The sequence below is a fragment of the Coprococcus intestinalis genome, from assembly GCF_023656595.1.
Taxonomy (GTDB): Bacteria; Bacillota; Clostridia; order Lachnospirales; family Lachnospiraceae; genus Coprococcus_A; species Coprococcus_A intestinihominis.
The window spans coordinates 108502-124329 of the sequence record NZ_JAMOKJ010000003.1; the positions used below are offsets into that span (position 1 = coordinate 108502).

Annotated in this window: 14 protein-coding genes; all 14 read right to left on the minus strand. The window is 44.7% G+C overall.

Annotation, left to right across the window (positions count from 1 at the left end):
- Positions 1-389: 389 nt before the first annotated feature.
- Positions 390-1742, minus strand: a complete 1353-nt coding sequence (locus NBH03_RS03365) for a CapA family protein (protein ID WP_250797084.1) — start codon at positions 1740-1742, stop codon at positions 390-392.
- Positions 1743-1748: 6 nt separating this feature from the next.
- Positions 1749-4391 carry an alanine--tRNA ligase gene (gene alaS, locus NBH03_RS03370; protein WP_227081469.1) on the minus strand — a complete coding sequence of 881 codons (2643 nt, stop codon included), beginning with the start codon at positions 4389-4391 and terminating at the stop codon, positions 1749-1751.
- Positions 4392-4602: 211 nt separating this feature from the next.
- Entirely contained in the window at positions 4603-4731 is a 129-nt protein-coding gene (locus NBH03_RS15845; protein ID WP_015514082.1) for a hypothetical protein, read from the minus strand.
- A gap of 53 nt (positions 4732-4784) precedes the next feature.
- Complete coding sequence (gene hisIE / locus NBH03_RS03375) at positions 4785-6014, minus strand: bifunctional phosphoribosyl-AMP cyclohydrolase/phosphoribosyl-ATP diphosphatase HisIE (protein ID WP_250797099.1); 1230 nt, start codon at positions 6012-6014, stop codon at positions 4785-4787.
- A gap of 17 nt (positions 6015-6031) precedes the next feature.
- Positions 6032-6772, minus strand: coding sequence for a 1-(5-phosphoribosyl)-5-[(5-phosphoribosylamino)methylideneamino]imidazole-4-carboxamide isomerase (locus NBH03_RS03380; protein ID WP_215689451.1), 741 nt, complete (start codon positions 6770-6772; stop codon positions 6032-6034).
- A 67-nt stretch (positions 6773-6839) separates the two neighbouring features.
- The gene (gene hisB, locus NBH03_RS03385) at positions 6840-7427 is read right to left on the minus strand and encodes an imidazoleglycerol-phosphate dehydratase HisB (protein WP_215689450.1); all 588 of its coding nucleotides are present in this window, start codon (positions 7425-7427) and stop codon (positions 6840-6842) included.
- Positions 7428-8723, minus strand: coding sequence for a histidinol dehydrogenase (gene hisD / locus NBH03_RS03390; RefSeq protein WP_250797101.1), 1296 nt, complete (start codon positions 8721-8723; stop codon positions 7428-7430).
- A gap of 65 nt (positions 8724-8788) precedes the next feature.
- Positions 8789-9424, minus strand: a complete 636-nt coding sequence (gene hisG / locus NBH03_RS03395) for an ATP phosphoribosyltransferase (RefSeq protein WP_181967051.1) — start codon at positions 9422-9424, stop codon at positions 8789-8791.
- Positions 9425-9452: 28 nt separating this feature from the next.
- Positions 9453-10703, minus strand: coding sequence for an ATP phosphoribosyltransferase regulatory subunit (gene hisZ, locus NBH03_RS03400; RefSeq protein ID WP_250797109.1), 1251 nt, complete (start codon positions 10701-10703; stop codon positions 9453-9455).
- Positions 10704-10840: 137 nt separating this feature from the next.
- A complete protein-coding gene (locus NBH03_RS03405; protein ID WP_215689447.1) occupies positions 10841-11374 on the minus strand; it encodes a Holliday junction resolvase RecU in 534 nt (177 codons plus the stop codon).
- Positions 11374-12369, minus strand: a complete 996-nt coding sequence (locus tag NBH03_RS03410; RefSeq protein ID WP_250797113.1) for an RluA family pseudouridine synthase — start codon at positions 12367-12369, stop codon at positions 11374-11376. The genes NBH03_RS03405 and NBH03_RS03410 overlap by 1 nt, the downstream gene beginning before the upstream one ends.
- On the minus strand, positions 12341-14341 hold the full coding sequence (locus tag NBH03_RS03415) for a YgiQ family radical SAM protein (protein ID WP_250797115.1): 2001 nt from the start codon (positions 14339-14341) through the stop codon (positions 12341-12343). The genes NBH03_RS03410 and NBH03_RS03415 overlap by 29 nt, the downstream gene beginning before the upstream one ends.
- Positions 14338-15030 (minus strand): HAD family hydrolase, encoded by a 693-nt coding sequence (locus NBH03_RS03420; protein ID WP_250797120.1) that lies wholly within the window; start codon positions 15028-15030, stop codon positions 14338-14340. Before NBH03_RS03420 ends, NBH03_RS03415 begins: the two co-directional genes overlap by 4 nt.
- Positions 15017-15769 (minus strand): pseudouridine synthase, encoded by a 753-nt coding sequence (locus NBH03_RS03425; protein ID WP_250797125.1) that lies wholly within the window; start codon positions 15767-15769, stop codon positions 15017-15019. Before NBH03_RS03425 ends, NBH03_RS03420 begins: the two co-directional genes overlap by 14 nt.
- Positions 15770-15828: the final 59 nt, after the last annotated feature.

Here is a 15828-nt window from a genome sequence, read left to right on the forward strand (position 1 = left end):
TCAACTTTCCTGTTGCTCTATTGATGGTTATTTCGTCAATTTTCATAATATGTCAAAAACTATACTTTCATTTTATCATATTTTAAACAAATTGCAACTCGTTTTTAACAAAATTTTTTAGTTTATAAAAATTTTTTTGTTATTATTTTCCATTTAAATTCTTAATATTTCGTTTTTAAAATAACAAATTTAAATTTATAATGATACAAATTGAATACGAATCAATACAATGATGTTAATTGATTGTCAATATATAGAAAATCAAAAGCTTTTCACACGATTGCGCACCTAAACGCAAAAAGATGCAATATCCAAAGACTTCATCGTCTTCTTCTATTGCATCTTTAAAGTGTTATTCAAATTCAATTGCTCAAAACTAACAGATATACTTACTGTAAGCTGACATGATAGGCATAATTCTCGTAGGTACTTGTCAGACCGCTGCCATCCAACAGATGGGTAATCGTTCCTTCATAAGCACTGTTGATTCTATCCATGGCATTGTCATCCAGCATTTCTGTATATTTATCCGTATCCTTGGCTTCGCAGACAGGTATCGGCTGAATCGCGTCATTATACCAGTTGAGATAAACAGGTGTTACAGTAAAACTCTGAATCGCCGTTTCCCCAAAATCATTCCGAGCGATGTTAAAATCAAAAACTGCACTGATATCTGTATCCTTCTCGCTGGAAGCATATGTCTCTCCGGAAAGGAGTGCCCCCATACCATAAAGCACCAGACAGCTTCTTGTGCTTTGACCCGTCTCATCTTCAGAAGAAAGCTTCTCCACAGGCTTCATCACTCTTGAACCTGTACCAAGAATCAGGTCTGCACCGGCATCACAGAGCTTCTGAGCCAGTGCCTGCTGATCTGTTTCAATGCTGTCTGATTCGACACTTCCGAAATTCAGCATCACAACCACAAGATCCGTCTCATCTTTCATTGCGGATACACGATTACATAATGTCTCTATAGACTGCGCATTATAATCATTCAATGTATTCAGCACACATTCTGCATCAGAATCCAACGAATAACCATTGGAGGAATTGGTATATCCAATAAAACCTATATTAACGCCGCCGATATTCTGTGTATAATCTGTACTGCCGTCAGCAGTCGCTGCGGCACCCACATGCACCAGACCAGCCTGATCAAGATAGCCAATAGTTGAAACAAGGCCTGCGGCATCACTATCCAGTGCATGATTCGTTGCAATGTTCACCAGAGAAATTCCGGCAGACTTCAAATTATCCGCCAGCACCTCCGGAGAATTGTAATTGCTGTCCTCCGTGGTATAACCATAATATTCATCAGAACTGCCGTTATACTTGCCAGCCAGTGTTGTCTTCAGCGTGGCAACCGCATAATCAGATGTCAGGAATAAGTCCTTCACATACTGAAAATCATCCGAAAAATCGAATTTTTCCGAATCACTGTTGTAGGCCTTCTCAAGTACAGACTGCTGACAGAGAATATCTCCTGCTGCTGCAAGAGTCACTGACGCTGAATAATCCTTTGTCACCATATTCTGAACCATTTTCTCCACAGACAGCTGGCCGGCATCCACTGTCTGCCCCTTACTGCCTGTACCGCTGCTGCCCTGATTCACAATCGATGGGTTGATCTGTGACGCATAATCAGCCTTCACGTTCTCTGAATACTTATCACAGAGAACGAAAAGTCCGATAAAAAACACTGCCGCTACAAGAACAACAAGTAATTTCTTAACTTCTTTCATAGGCCATTAATGAAGCTGTTTTGCAAGTTCTTCTGCACCAGCCTCCAGTGCCTGATTAATACCGGCAGGATTCTTGCCGCCTGCCTGAGCCATATTCGGACGGCCACCGCCGCCGCCGCCGACAAGCTTAGCCACTGCTTTGATCAGATTGCCGGCATGTGCGCCCTTCTTCATGGCACCGTCTGTTGCCATAGCAAGAAGGCTTACTTTGCCGCCGTTTTCAGATGCCAGAAGAATAACACCGTCACCAAGTTTAGCCTTCAGCTGATCGCCCAGATTCATCAGTTCCTGCATATCAATATCTTTGACATGTACAGGCAGGAAGGAAACACCATTCACATCCTTCACCTGATTCATGACATCGCCCATGGCATCCTTCGCCATCTTATTCTTCAGCTGATTATTCTCCGCTGTTAATGTCTTGATTTCTTCGTGCAGACCCTCAATACGTTTTACAAGCTGAGCAGGATCACATTTTGCAGCCTTGGCAGCTTCATGAAGTTCCTTTTCAACTTCCTTATAATACTTAAATACGCCGTTGCCTGTCAGGGCTTCAATACGACGTACACCTGCTGCGACACCTGTCTCGGAAATGATCTTGAAGGCAGCAATAGAAGCTGTATTATCTGTGTGTGTACCACCGCAAAGCTCTTTGGAGAAGTCACCCATGGATACAACACGAACATCATCACTGTATTTCTCACCAAAAAGTGCCATAGCACCTGTCTTCTTGGCATCTTCAATGTTCATAACCTTTGTCAGAACAGGAAGACCCTTGGCGATTTCTTCGTTCACGATAGCTTCAACTCTGTCCAGTTCTTCCTGTGTCAGTGCTGAGAAATGTGTAAAGTCAAAACGCAGTTTATCCTGATTGTTAAAGGAACCTGCCTGCTCTACATGGGAACCTAGGACAATTCTCAGTGCCTTCTGCAGCAAATGAGTTGCACTGTGGTTCTTGGCTGTGTCGCTTCGCTGCTCTTTGTTGATGGCAAGCTTCACAACATCGCCCTTCTTGAACATACCGCTTGTTACAACACCGATATGGCCAATCTTGCCGCCCAGAAGTTTAACGACATCCTTAACCTCAAATGTACCTTCAGGACCTGTGATCACACCTGTATCTGCCATCTGTCCACCGCTTGTCGCATAGAAAGGTGTCTCTTGTGTAAAGATTGTACCTGTCTGACCGTCTGTCAGGGCATCTGTCAATTCTGTCTCTGTTGTCAGAACAGTAATTGGGGATTCACACTCTGTCTTCTCATAACCCACAAACACGCTTGTCACTGAAGGATCGATTTCATCATAAACAGTGGCATCCTTACCCATGTAATTGGATACCTTACGGGCATCTCTTGCTTTCTGACGCTGCTCCTGCATACATACAGTAAAGCCTTCTTCATCAATATCATAACCCTTTTCCTCAAGGATCTCCTTTGTCAGATCCATTGGAAAACCATAAGTATCATAAAGCTTGAATGCATCTGCACCGTCAAGTACCTTCTTGCCTTCAGCTGACAGTTTCTCTTCCATCTCATTCAGAATACTGAGACCCTGATCGATAGTCTTGTTGAATTTATCTTCTTCCTGTGTCAGTACATTAAAAATAAATTCCTTCTTCTCTTCCAGTTCCGGATAACCGTCCTTGGATGTCTCAATGACTGTTTCACTGAGTTTTGCAAGGAACTTGCCTTCAATACCAAGAAGTCTTCCATGTCTTGCCGCACGTCTGATCAAACGACGGAGCACGTAGCCACGGCCTTCATTGGATGGCATAATACCATCAGAGATCATAAATGTTGCTGAACGGATATGGTCTGTAATGATACGGATAGAAACATCTGTTTCATGCTTCTCAAGATACTTCACACCTGCCAGATCGCAGACTTTGTTGCGCAGTGCCTGAATTGTATCCACATCAAAAATAGAATCCACATCCTGGACAACAACAGCCAGACGTTCAAGACCCATACCTGTATCAATATTTTTCTGGATAAGATCTGTATAATGATTATGTCCGTCATTGTTAAACTGTGAAAATACGTTGTTCCATACTTCCATATAACGGTCACAATCACAGCCAACCGTACAGCCCGGTTTACCGCAGCCATACTTCTCACCACGGTCATAGTAGATTTCTGAACATGGACCGCAAGGACCTGCCCCATGTTCCCAGAAGTTATCTTCCTTGCCAAAACGGAAGATACGCTCCGGAGCAATACCGATTTCCTTGTTCCAGATATCAAATGCCTCATCGTCATCCTGATAGATAGACGGATACAGACGGTCAGGATCAAGTCCGACAACCTGTGTCAGAAATTCCCATGACCATGCAATGGCTTCATGCTTGAAATAATCACCAAATGAGAAGTTGCCCAGCATTTCAAAGAATGTACCATGTCTTGCTGTCTTACCAACATTCTCCAGGTCACCTGTACGGATACACTTCTGGCATGTAGTTACACGACGACGCGGAGGAATCTCTGCGCCTGTGAAATATGGCTTCAATGGTGCCATACCTGAGTTAATCAGCAGTAAACTGTTATCATTATGAGGAATCAGCGAGAAGCTCTTCATTGCCAGATGGCCCTTGCTCTCAAAGAACTCCAGAAACATCTTCCTCAATTCGTTAAGACTATACGGTCTTTCCATATCTTTATTCCTCCTGTTTATAGCGGCACCCTAAAGAAACCGCTCTTTCTTTTCATTGTAATGGCTAAAACGCCACTGCAGTATAAATTCTGCTTTCTGCGTTGCAGATTCAAATTCAAGCCATGCTTAAATACCTATAACACAAGAAAACTGGTAAGCAAAACCTACCAGTTTCTTATTATAAAATCAAATACCGCCTTTGTCAATTTGATTATTCTGCTGTCGCGCTATTTTTCGCCTTTTTTGACGCTTTAAACTTCTTGCCTGCTGTAAAGCCAGCTGCTGCGACTGCAATAAAGAATACGAATTTGCCAAGATATGTTGCAAATGCTGTAAGCATAATGATCCGCCTCCTGTGTTCTAAATTCAATACATGAAAATATTATAACACATTTAATGGCGTTCCGCCAGTTCTTTTGTGATATCTTTCCATGAAACTTCTCTTTCAGCCATTAAAACCATCATATGATACAGAAAATCACAGATTTCATATTTCACTTCATCGGAATCCGGATTCTTGGCTGCAATGATAATCTCCGCTGCCTCTTCTCCGACTTTCTTGAGGATCTTGTCAATACCCTGATCAAAAAGATAATTCGTATAGGAACCTTCCTTTGGATTTTCCTTGCGCTCAAGAATCGTTGCCATAACATCTTCAAAAACAGTCATCGGGTTGCGTCCGTCATAGGCCTTGCTGGCAAGATTAGTGTAGAAACAGCTACGATGACCTGTATGGCAGGCCGCACCAATCTGCTCGACTTTGGCAAGAATCGTGTCCCGATCACAGTCAATGTCCAATGATTTCACATACTGATAATGACCGCTTGTATCCCCCTTACGCCATAACTCCTGGCGGCTGCGGCTCCAGTAGGTCATCATACCTTCACGCAATGTCTGCTCATAGGCTTCCTCATTCATATAGGCCATCATGAGAATCTCAGCTGTTCTGAAATCCTGTACGATCACAGGAATCAGGCCATCTTCGTTTAACTTGAATGAGGAAAACGGCAGACTGCTTCTGAAAAGATTAAACTTCACACTGTCTGTCTCAAGGGCTGCCTTCATGGCATGAATATTCGGCAACGCTGCTGTTTCATTCTCATAAATCAGGGCAATCGCACTGACATTGGCATCTGCCAGCAAATGTTTCTGGCCTTCCTTGTTCTCATAACGGCAGGTTGCGATCACTTTCTGATTGCCTACTGTCTCCGGCAGCTTCTCAATGGTACCTGTCACAAAAATATTGGTCAGATTCAGTTCTTTCGCCAACTTGAATTCATCCGCTGCCAGCTTCGGTTCACTGATCACCATTCCCACTCTGTCAGCGCCAAAACGATCTGCTGCTTCTCTGATCAGTGTCTGCTCTGTTGCCTCGATCCAGGCACCTGCTGCCCCTGCATAAAGCACTTTCTTAATATCCTCAAGTCTTCTGTATGGCTGCCAGATATATAACCGGCAGTCCGACTTTTCACAGATATTCCTGATTTTCTTGATCAGCATTGCCTCATCAGAAAAATCCGGACTAATGATAATCACACCGTCTGCACCGAGACGTTCATACTGAACAGCAATCTCATCCTCATCACTGAAATTGATAATCGGATATATACTCTTAACTTCCATAATCTATTCTCCTCGACTCAAATTGAACGTTCATGCCATCTGCACACTTCGATTGCTTCGGACAGCTTTAATCGGGATTCATACAGCGCTCTTCCGATAATGATTCCCTCCATCGGCATATCTGTGAATGCCTCGATGTCTTTAAGGGTAACAATTCCGCCGCTGTAGATCACCTTCATATGCAGTTTCTGTGCAATCTCCCGTGCCTGCATGATACCGGCACCATTATAAAGTCCTCTTCTGAGAATATCCGTATAAATAACGGATTCTATTCCCATTGCCTTCATGTTGGAAGCCACTGTCGTTGCGTTATAATGACTGAATTTCTTTCGTCCTTCAGTGGCAATCAGCCCATCTTTCGCATCAATAGATACCAGAATCTTATCACTGCCGAACAGATGGACAGCTTCCTTTATTAAAACCGGATTCTCAATTGCCTGAGTTCCGATGACAACACGATGTACACCTATATTCATATACTGGTCAATATCCTTGATAGAACGGATACCGCCACCGACCTGCACAGGAATATGGACATTCTCCAGAATCTCACGGATCACTGTTCCATTCACGGAAGTACCGGAATCCGCACCGTCCAGATCGACAACATGGAGACATTCCGCTCCCTGATCCTGCCACCTTCTGGCCATTTCCAACGGTTGAGACGTCAGTATACGACCCCTTGTTATCCCGTCAGGCAGCTCATTGATGCATCTGCCATCTGAAATATGAATTGCCGGATATATACGCACTGCCACACTCCTCTCTTATTCTGACCTGCTCACACATCTGTGCAGTACACAGCAGGTGAGGCCGCCTCATCTGCTATAATGTTCCTTTTGTAGACAAAACATCTGTAATTCTGGGATCATATCCTACTGCCTCATCCAGTGCTTTTGCAAAAGATTTGAAAATAGCTTCGATGATATGATGGTTGTTCTGCCCTGCCAGCTGACGAATATGAAGATTCATGCCGCTGCTGTATGAAATTGCATAGAAAAACTCTCTGACCATCTCTGTGTCAAATTCTCCGACCTTATCAACAGTAAAGTCAGCATCAAAACACAGGTAAGGACGCCCTGACAGATCCAGAGCTGTTAAAACAAGTGTCTCATCCATCGGCAGCGCAAAAGAACCATATCTGCGGATTCCCTTTTTATCATCCAGTGCTTTCTTGATAGCCTCGCCAAGCACAATCCCTGTGTCCTCAATGGTGTGATGGCAATCCACTTCCAGATCACCCTTCACATGGACTGTCAGATCAAAAAAACCGTGTTTGGCAAAACTTCGAAGCATATGGTCAAAAAACCCAATGCCTGTATCAATATCCGAACGACCGGAGCCGTCCAGATTCAATGTCACTGCTATATCTGTTTCAGATGTTGTTCTTGAAATTGATGCTGTTCTATCCATCTATTTATCCTCAAAACGTACAGCTATGGAATTGGCATGTGCTGTCAGTGATTCAGCCTTGGCAAACTGAATGATATCGTCTTTCTTTGCTGCAAGTGCTTCTCTTGAATAGTAAATGATGCTGGATTTCTTCACAAAATCATCCACACTCAGAGGTGAGAAGAATTTGGCTGTGCCGTTTGTCGGCAGAATATGGTTCGGTCCTGCAAAATAATCACCCAGAGGCTCTGAACTGTTCTCGCCAATAAAAATCGCTCCGGCATTGCGGATCTTTGTCATGACTTCGAAAGGATTGGCTGTGACAATTTCCAGATGCTCTGATGCAATAGCATTAGCAATCTCCACTGCTTCATCAATGGATGAGGCAATCAGGATATGGCCGTAATTCTCCAGAGACTTCTCAATAATGGCTTTTCTGGAAAGCACCTGTGTAAAGCCTTCAATCTCTTTCTGCACTTCCCCTGCCAGCTTCTCACTGGTTGTCACAAGGATAGCTGAGGCCAGTTCATCATGCTCAGCCTGTGACAAAAGATCTGCAGCCACATATCTCGGATTAGCTGTCTCATCAGCGATCACGAGAATCTCGCTTGGTCCCGCAATAGAATCAATGCTGACATAGCCGTAAACAGCTTTCTTGGCCAGCGCCACGTAAATATTGCCCGGTCCCACGATCTTGTCTACCTTAGGAACAGAAGCTGTACCAAAAGCCAGTGCTGCAATCGCCTGTGCACCGCCAACTTTGTAAATCTCATCAGCGCCGGATTCATTGGCTGCCACCAAAGTACCCGGATTCACCTTGCCGTCTTTGCCCGGAGGCGTCACCATGACAATCTTCTCAACACCTGCTACCTTGGCAGGAATCACATTCATCAGAACAGAAGACGGATAAGCAGCCTTGCCTCCCGGAACATAAACACCTGTACTCTGAAGTGGTGTCACCTTCTGTCCGAGAATCGTTCCATCCGGTGTCGTATCAAACCATCCGTACTGACGCTGCTTCTCATGGTAAACACGGATATTTGTCATGGCTTTGCGGATAACTTCAATCAATGATGCATCCACAAGAGTATATGCCTCGTCAATCTCTGCCTGTGTCACACGGATATTGTCGGCGTTTAAATCGGAACCATCAAACCGCTTCGTCATCTCAAAAAGTGCTTCGTCTCCGCGTTCTCTCACATCATCAATAATTGCCTGTACCTTATCTGCATAACCTGTATAGTTATTCGGGCTTCGCTTTAATAAATCATCCAGCAATGTTGCCACTGCATCTTCTGTCACTTTTGTAATCTTCATTGTTCTATGCCTCCCACTGATGTTTGCTCCATACAAACTTCCTCTATTCAGCTCTCAATCCGTTCTCAGATGACCGTTTTAATATCTCTGATGAGCTTCATAATCCGCTCATTCTCCATCTTCATACTGACCTGATTCACAACAACTCTTGCTGAAAGCGGGCAGATCTCCTCAAGCACTTCCAGTCCGTTCTCCTTCAGGGTTGTTCCTGTCTCCACAATATCCACAATCACTTCAGACAGCCCAACAATCGGTGCCAGTTCCACAGAGCCGTGGAGTTTGATGATCTCTACGGTCTGATGCTTCTTGTTGTAAAAGTAATCCTTTGCAATATTCGGGTACTTGGACGCCACACGGATCAGCTCCTGATGCTGAAGATACTCGGCCGCTGACTTCGGACCACAGACACACATTCTGCACTTACCGAATCCCAGATCCAGCACCTCGTACAAACGGCGTCCTTCTTCCAACAATGTATCTTTGCCCACCACACCAATATCTGCTGCACCATATTCCACATAAGTCGGTACATCCGATGCCTTGGCAAGGAACATCTTGATCTTCAAATCTTCATTCACAAAAATCAGTTTTCTTGTATCGGGATCCTTCATCTCATCCATTGAAATCCCGATCTGCTCAAATAATGCCAGCGATTTCTTTGCCAGACGGCCTTTAGCCAGAGCAAATGTCAAATACTTCATCTTATATCTTCCTCCATTTCCTCTGTCTCTAAAATTCAGAAACCGGCATCTTCCGGACCGAATCATCAGATATGTCTATTTTCGTCAGTTCCTTATCCTGGTCAACATATAAAATATGAGCAATATGATAGCGTCTGCTGTAGGCCTTATAATCATCCAGAGACTTATCTGTCTCCTTCTTCATCATACTGACTGCCTGATTAATATTTCTCAGTGCATTGGCTGTGCGGATAGCTGTACTGCGATACTCCAGTTCATAAAGCACCATCGTTGCTTCTTCATTTGTCGGAATATCAATCTTCTGTCTGGAAAGTGCCAGCATCAGCTCATCCAGCACGACGGCAAAACCCACACTGGCTGCATCCTTGCCGAACTGACCGATCAGATGGTCATAACGTCCACCCTTGACAACCGCATCACCGGTTCCATATGTATATCCCCTGAAAATCATCCCTGTATAATAATCATACTCTGTCAGCATACCTAAATCAATAGTAATATATTTTTCAAAACCATATTCCGCAATCAGCTGACACAGTTTTTCAATCTCATCCAACGCTTTGAGTGCCTCAGCATTGCACGTCATACTTCGAGCTTCAGCGATAATATCTCCTGAACCGAAAAGTTCCGGCAGTTTCAAAAGAAGCTTTGCTGTCTCATCAGACAACGTCAATTTCTCAACTAAGGCTTCCACACCAAAATAGTTCTTGCTCTCGATCAGTACCCTCAGCTGACTGACTGTCTCTTCATCCATCCCGGCTTCTGCCACCAACGCCTTAAAGAGCCCTACATGGCCGATATCCAATTGGAAATCCGTCAGACCTGATTCAAGCAGCAGATGAATAGCCAGGGCTACCACTTCTGCATCCCCTTCAATGTCACGGTCTCCGATCAGCTCGGCACCCAACTGGGTCGTCTCCTTCATCTTGCCCTGCAAGCTTGAATTGTTGATGAATGTATTGCCACAGTAAGAAAAACGAAGAGGAATCGTCTCTTCCTTAAAATACTTGGCCACAGCTCTCGCAATAGACGGTGTGATATCCGGTCTCAGAACCAGTGTAGAACCGTCTCTGTCTATGAACTTGTACATATTGCGTGACGGCACAGATCCTCTTTCTCTGTTGAAAATATCGAAAAACTCAAATGTCGGTGTCTGTATATCCTTATAGCCATACAGCTTCAGAATTCTGTCAAGTTTGGCTGACAATGCATTCTTCTTGCTGCATTCTTCATTATAAATATCTCTGACACCTTCCGGAGTATGTAATAAACTATCCATAATAGGCTCCTTTACCGCAAACGCTTTAGTCTGCTAATCTGATAATACGTGAAACTAATTATAATATACCTTTCCACAATTGTCAAGTGATGTCATTTGGCCTGTCCCAATTCAGGGTCATTTTCTCTCCCTCAAATTTAGAACTCACGTGTATCAAGATCTTTCTGAATGGCCTCCAGATAATGAATATAACATCCATTACAAGTCAGTTCATATTGCGTATCCAGTTCTTCTATTTTAAAATGCTTGGCATGACCGGTTTTTGACCGGTTCCAGAAGACAGCCAGTTGTTCATAAGGCAGATAAAAATATCTGTCTGCTGACGTAAAGTATAAAATCAGAAAAGCCACACCGCCCTGAGCCTCAAAATCCCGCATAAACACCACCTGATGCTCATGGATATTCTGTATCGGAAAATTGGATGTCCGGCATTCCTTGGCATCAAAGCAGACCGGAATACCTTGTACTGCACCGATATAATCCACCGTACTACGATGTTCAAAATAGGCCAGGGTAATCCTTCTTGTTTCCTGATCCATTCTCACCGGCGTGATTGGCGTCGGAATCTTCTGGATCAATGCCAGATGCTGTTCTCTGTATTTTTCATTGGTTCGGTTGATCAGCTCTTCAAGGAGAGAACCTCGAAGTCCTCTGGAATTCCAGGTTGGCATCAGGACATCCACTCCTTCTTAAAGCAGATTCCCTCTCCCATCATCACCCGTACAAAGTCCTTAGGAAGCGGTGCGGTAAATATTTTCCCGGACAAATTATCAAAAGGTGGCTGACATTCCGGCATTTTAAGGATAGCCGCATGCAGCAGCTGACGTTTGATACCGTATTCCTTTTTAAAAGCCATATTCATCTCCGGGCTGCCATATTTATAATCACCAATGATCGGATGTCCAACGCTTGCCAGATGGGCGCGGATCTGATGAGTCCGGCCTGTGATCAGAAAAACCTTCAGCAGTGTACAGTTTTTTCCCTCTGCCAGCGGTTCATATTCCGTTTCAATATAATCCGCCTGATGTCTGGCTTCTTTTGTGATGGTTACCTGATTGGAAGCCTCATCTTTGTGCAGATATCCATGAAGTCTGACCTTCTCAGTAACTTTCCCTGCGACAATACATAAATAGTATTTGTGAATGGTACGATCACGAAAGCCCTCTGACAAAAACTGCAAAGCTGCCAGTGTCTTGCCGCCGGTGATCAGTCCGCTTGTGTTGCGGTCCAGTCGATTACAGACCGACGGGTGAAAGGTCTGAAGCATCTCTTTCGTGAGCTGTCCGCTCTCCAAGAGCCACCCAATCATCATTTCATTGATGGACACATCCTCCGGTGCCGCTTTCTGGGACAGCACCCCCGGTGCCTTGTTCATAATAATAATCTGATTATCTTCATAAATAATGTCTGGTTTCGGCAATCGTTTTGCCGACATATTCTCTACGACACCTTTAAATTTATCAAAAGTTTCATCAGACAGCCAGAATGTGACTGTATCCCCAACATTCAACTTTTCGCTGCCGTCTGCCTTTTTGTCATTTAATGTAATGTTTTTCTTTCGAAGCATCTTGTAAATAAAACTTTTCGGTGCTTCACTGAGGGTTTTCCCCAGATATTTATCCAGTCGCTGGCCGCTTTCATTCGTGCCGACGATGAGCTTTTTCACTCTGTGACCCCTTCTTTCTATTAGTAGATGTGTTTCTTGATATATTTTCAGTTGTGCGCTTCCTGCTATTGTTCCTGCTGCTGAACTTGCCATTTCGTGAGCTATTGTTCTTTGCATTGTTTGTTCTTACATTGCGGTTCTGTGCCGGTGCTTTGCCGTATCCGTGCTGCATCGGTCTAGGCGGTATCAGACAACGACTGTCAAAACCGATTAAATCTTCTCTTCCCGCCTTGATCAGCGCCTCTTTTACTAACTGATAATTCTTCGGATCCCGATACTGGATCAGGGCTCGCTGCATATCTTTCTCATGAGGATCCTTCGGCACGTAAACCGGTGTCATGGTCCGTGGATCAAGCCCTGTATAGTACATACAGGTCGATAAAGTGGACGGTGTCGGATAGAAGTCCTGCACCTGTTCCGGCATATACCCAAGATCCCGGATATATTCAGCCAGAGTGACGGCATCCTTCAATTCAGATCCCGGATGAGAAGACATAAGATACGGCACCAGATACTGATCCATACCAAGACGCTGGTTCATCTTCTTATACTGTTTTGTAAAATCCACATATACTTCATGATGCGGTTTGCCCATCTTGTCAAGCACCGCGTCACTGACATGTTCCGGCGCCACTTTCAGCTGACCGCTGATATGATACTGACACAATTCTTTCAGGAATGTTTTGTCCTTATCTGCCAGCAGATAATCAAAACGAATACCGGAGCGGATAAAAACCTTCTTAATTCCCGGCAATGCCCGGAGCTTACGCAGAAGTGTCACATAATCCTTGTGATCTGCCTGCAACTGGGAACACGGTTTCGGGAACAGGCACTGCTTATTCGGACAGGCGCCGCGTTTTAACTGATGTTTACAGGCAGGATGCCTGAAATTGGCCGTTGGTCCGCCCACATCGTGGATATAGCCCTTAAAATCTTTGCGTTTCGCCAAAGCTGCTGCTTCTTTTACAATGGATTCATGACTTCTGGTCTGTATGATCCTTCCCTGATGGAAGGTCAGGGCACAGAAACTGCATCCGCCGAAGCAGCCCCGATTGCTCACCAGACTGAATTTAATTTCCTCAATAGCCGGCACACCGCCGAGGGCTTTATAAGACGGATGATAATCTCTCACATAAGGCAGGTCATAGACATCGTCCATTTCCTGCTCGCTTAAAGGTTTGGCCGGCGGATTCTGGATCACGTACATACGTGCTCCGTACTTTTCAATCATTCGCTTGCCGGAAAATGGGTCTGTATTCTGATACTGGATATAAAAGCTTTCGGCATATTTGCGTTTATCTGATGCAATCTCATCAAATGTCGGCAGCATAATAGCTTCTTCACCAAAATCTTCTGCTGTTTTACTCTTGAAAACAGAACCGGCAATCCATGTGATATCCGAGGCTTCAATGCCTCCATCCAGTGCATCGGCCACCTCAACGATTGAACGTTCACCCATACCATACAACAATAAATCTGCCGATGACTCAATAAGCAGGGATCTTCGGATTTTGTTGGACCAGTAGTCATAGTGCCCCAGCCTTCGAAGGCTGGCCTCAATACCGCCCACAATGATCGGTTTATCCGGGCATGCACGACGGATCATATTACCATAGACAACCGCCGCATAGTCCGGTCTTTTGCCGTAAACGCCCCCCGGCGTAAAGGCGTCCTGATGACGCCTTTTCTTTGAAACCGTATAATGATTCACCATGGAATCCATATTGCCGGCACTGACAAGAAATCCCAGTCTCGGCACACCAAGTGCCATCACTGACTGGTCATTTTTCCAGTCCGGCTGTGAAATAATACCCACTTTATAGCCATGGGCCTCCAGCACACGGCTGATAATAGCCGGCCCGAAAGAAGGATGGTCCACATAGGCATCGCCAATGACGTAGACGAAATCCAGTTCATCCCAGCCGCGCTTTTTCATGTCATCCCGGCTGATCGGAAGAAATTCTCTCATCATGCCAGAACCTCTACTTTATTATTAAAAATATCCTCAAAGGAATTGATGTAATAATGGGCCAGTTTCTTCTTTTCCTCTATCTGATAATCAGAAAAATCATCCTGTACAGCGCATACCGTCATGCCAGCAGAAAGTCCCGCCTGAATGCCCTCCGGAATATCCTCAAATACAAGACAATTCTTTGGATTCACACCAAGACGTCTGGCTGCCTCCTGATAAACAAAAGGATCCGGCTTGCCCTTTACCACATCTTCACCTGTCATGATCACTCTAAAATAATGCTCAATATCCTGGGCATGCAGGGCTGTCATGGCAAGCTTCCTTGTATTGCTGGTTGCAACTGCCATGGGCAGTTCTTTCTCTTCAATGAGTGACAACCACTTTGCGGCTCCCGGCTTCATCTGAATTTCATGTCTGTACTGCTCAAAAGCCAGTTCATTCCATTCCGCCAGCATTTTTTCAGGCGGATCATCAATGCCGATCACATTTCTGAAATAATCAGCAGCCTGCAAAATACTAAGCCCCGCCAGTTTGCGCTGCAAATCCTCTGACATCGGTTTGCCGTGTCTTGTCAGATAAATTCTGTCCACTTCTTCCCAGACCCCCATGGAATCAATCAATGTACCGTCCACATCAAAAATAACGGCTTCTTTTCCCTCCAGGAGTCTCTCTATATCAATCTTCATCATTCGTATGTCCTTTCGATTCTTTTAATGCCTGCACTTCATCTTCTGTCAGCTCACGATATTCACCCAGAGCCAATGTCTCATCCAGTCTCAGACTTCCCATGGACAGTCGCTTCAAATAGACCACTTTCTTGTCTACGGCCTCGAACATCCTCTTAATCTGATGAAATTTGCCTTCACGAATGGTAATCTCAACCTCCGATTCTGGCCCGGAAGATAAAATATTCAATTTGGCAGGCATCGCCCTCCAGGCACCGTCTTCATCATCGATCTCCAGCCCTTTGGCAAATAACGCTGCATCTTCCGCTGTTACCTGCCCTTCAATCCTCGCATGGTAAACCTTATCCACATGCTTTTTAGGTGACAAAAGCTGATGGGCCAGATCTCCGTCATTGGTGATCAATAAGAGGCCTTCGGTATCCTTATCCAGACGCCCCACCGGAAATAAATCCTTTCTGGACTTATCCGTGATCAGATCCAGCACTGTCTGCTGCTTTGGATCATTGGTGGCTGAAATAACCCCCGCCGGCTTGTTAAGCATATAATAAACCAGCGTCTGATAAACAACAGGCTCTCCCCGGCATACCAGATCATCCTTTTCAATGTCTACTTTATATTCAGGCTTTCTGATGACTTCGCCATTCACCGTCACCAGTCCTTTTTTGATCAGATTCTTCACTTCACTGCGGGTCCCCACAGACATATCCGCCAGGTACTTGTCCAATCTGAAACTTGTCTTCATATATACCTCCCAAGCTGCTCTTCCGATGCGGAACCCAGCTTCATAAAAACTTCCGGGCT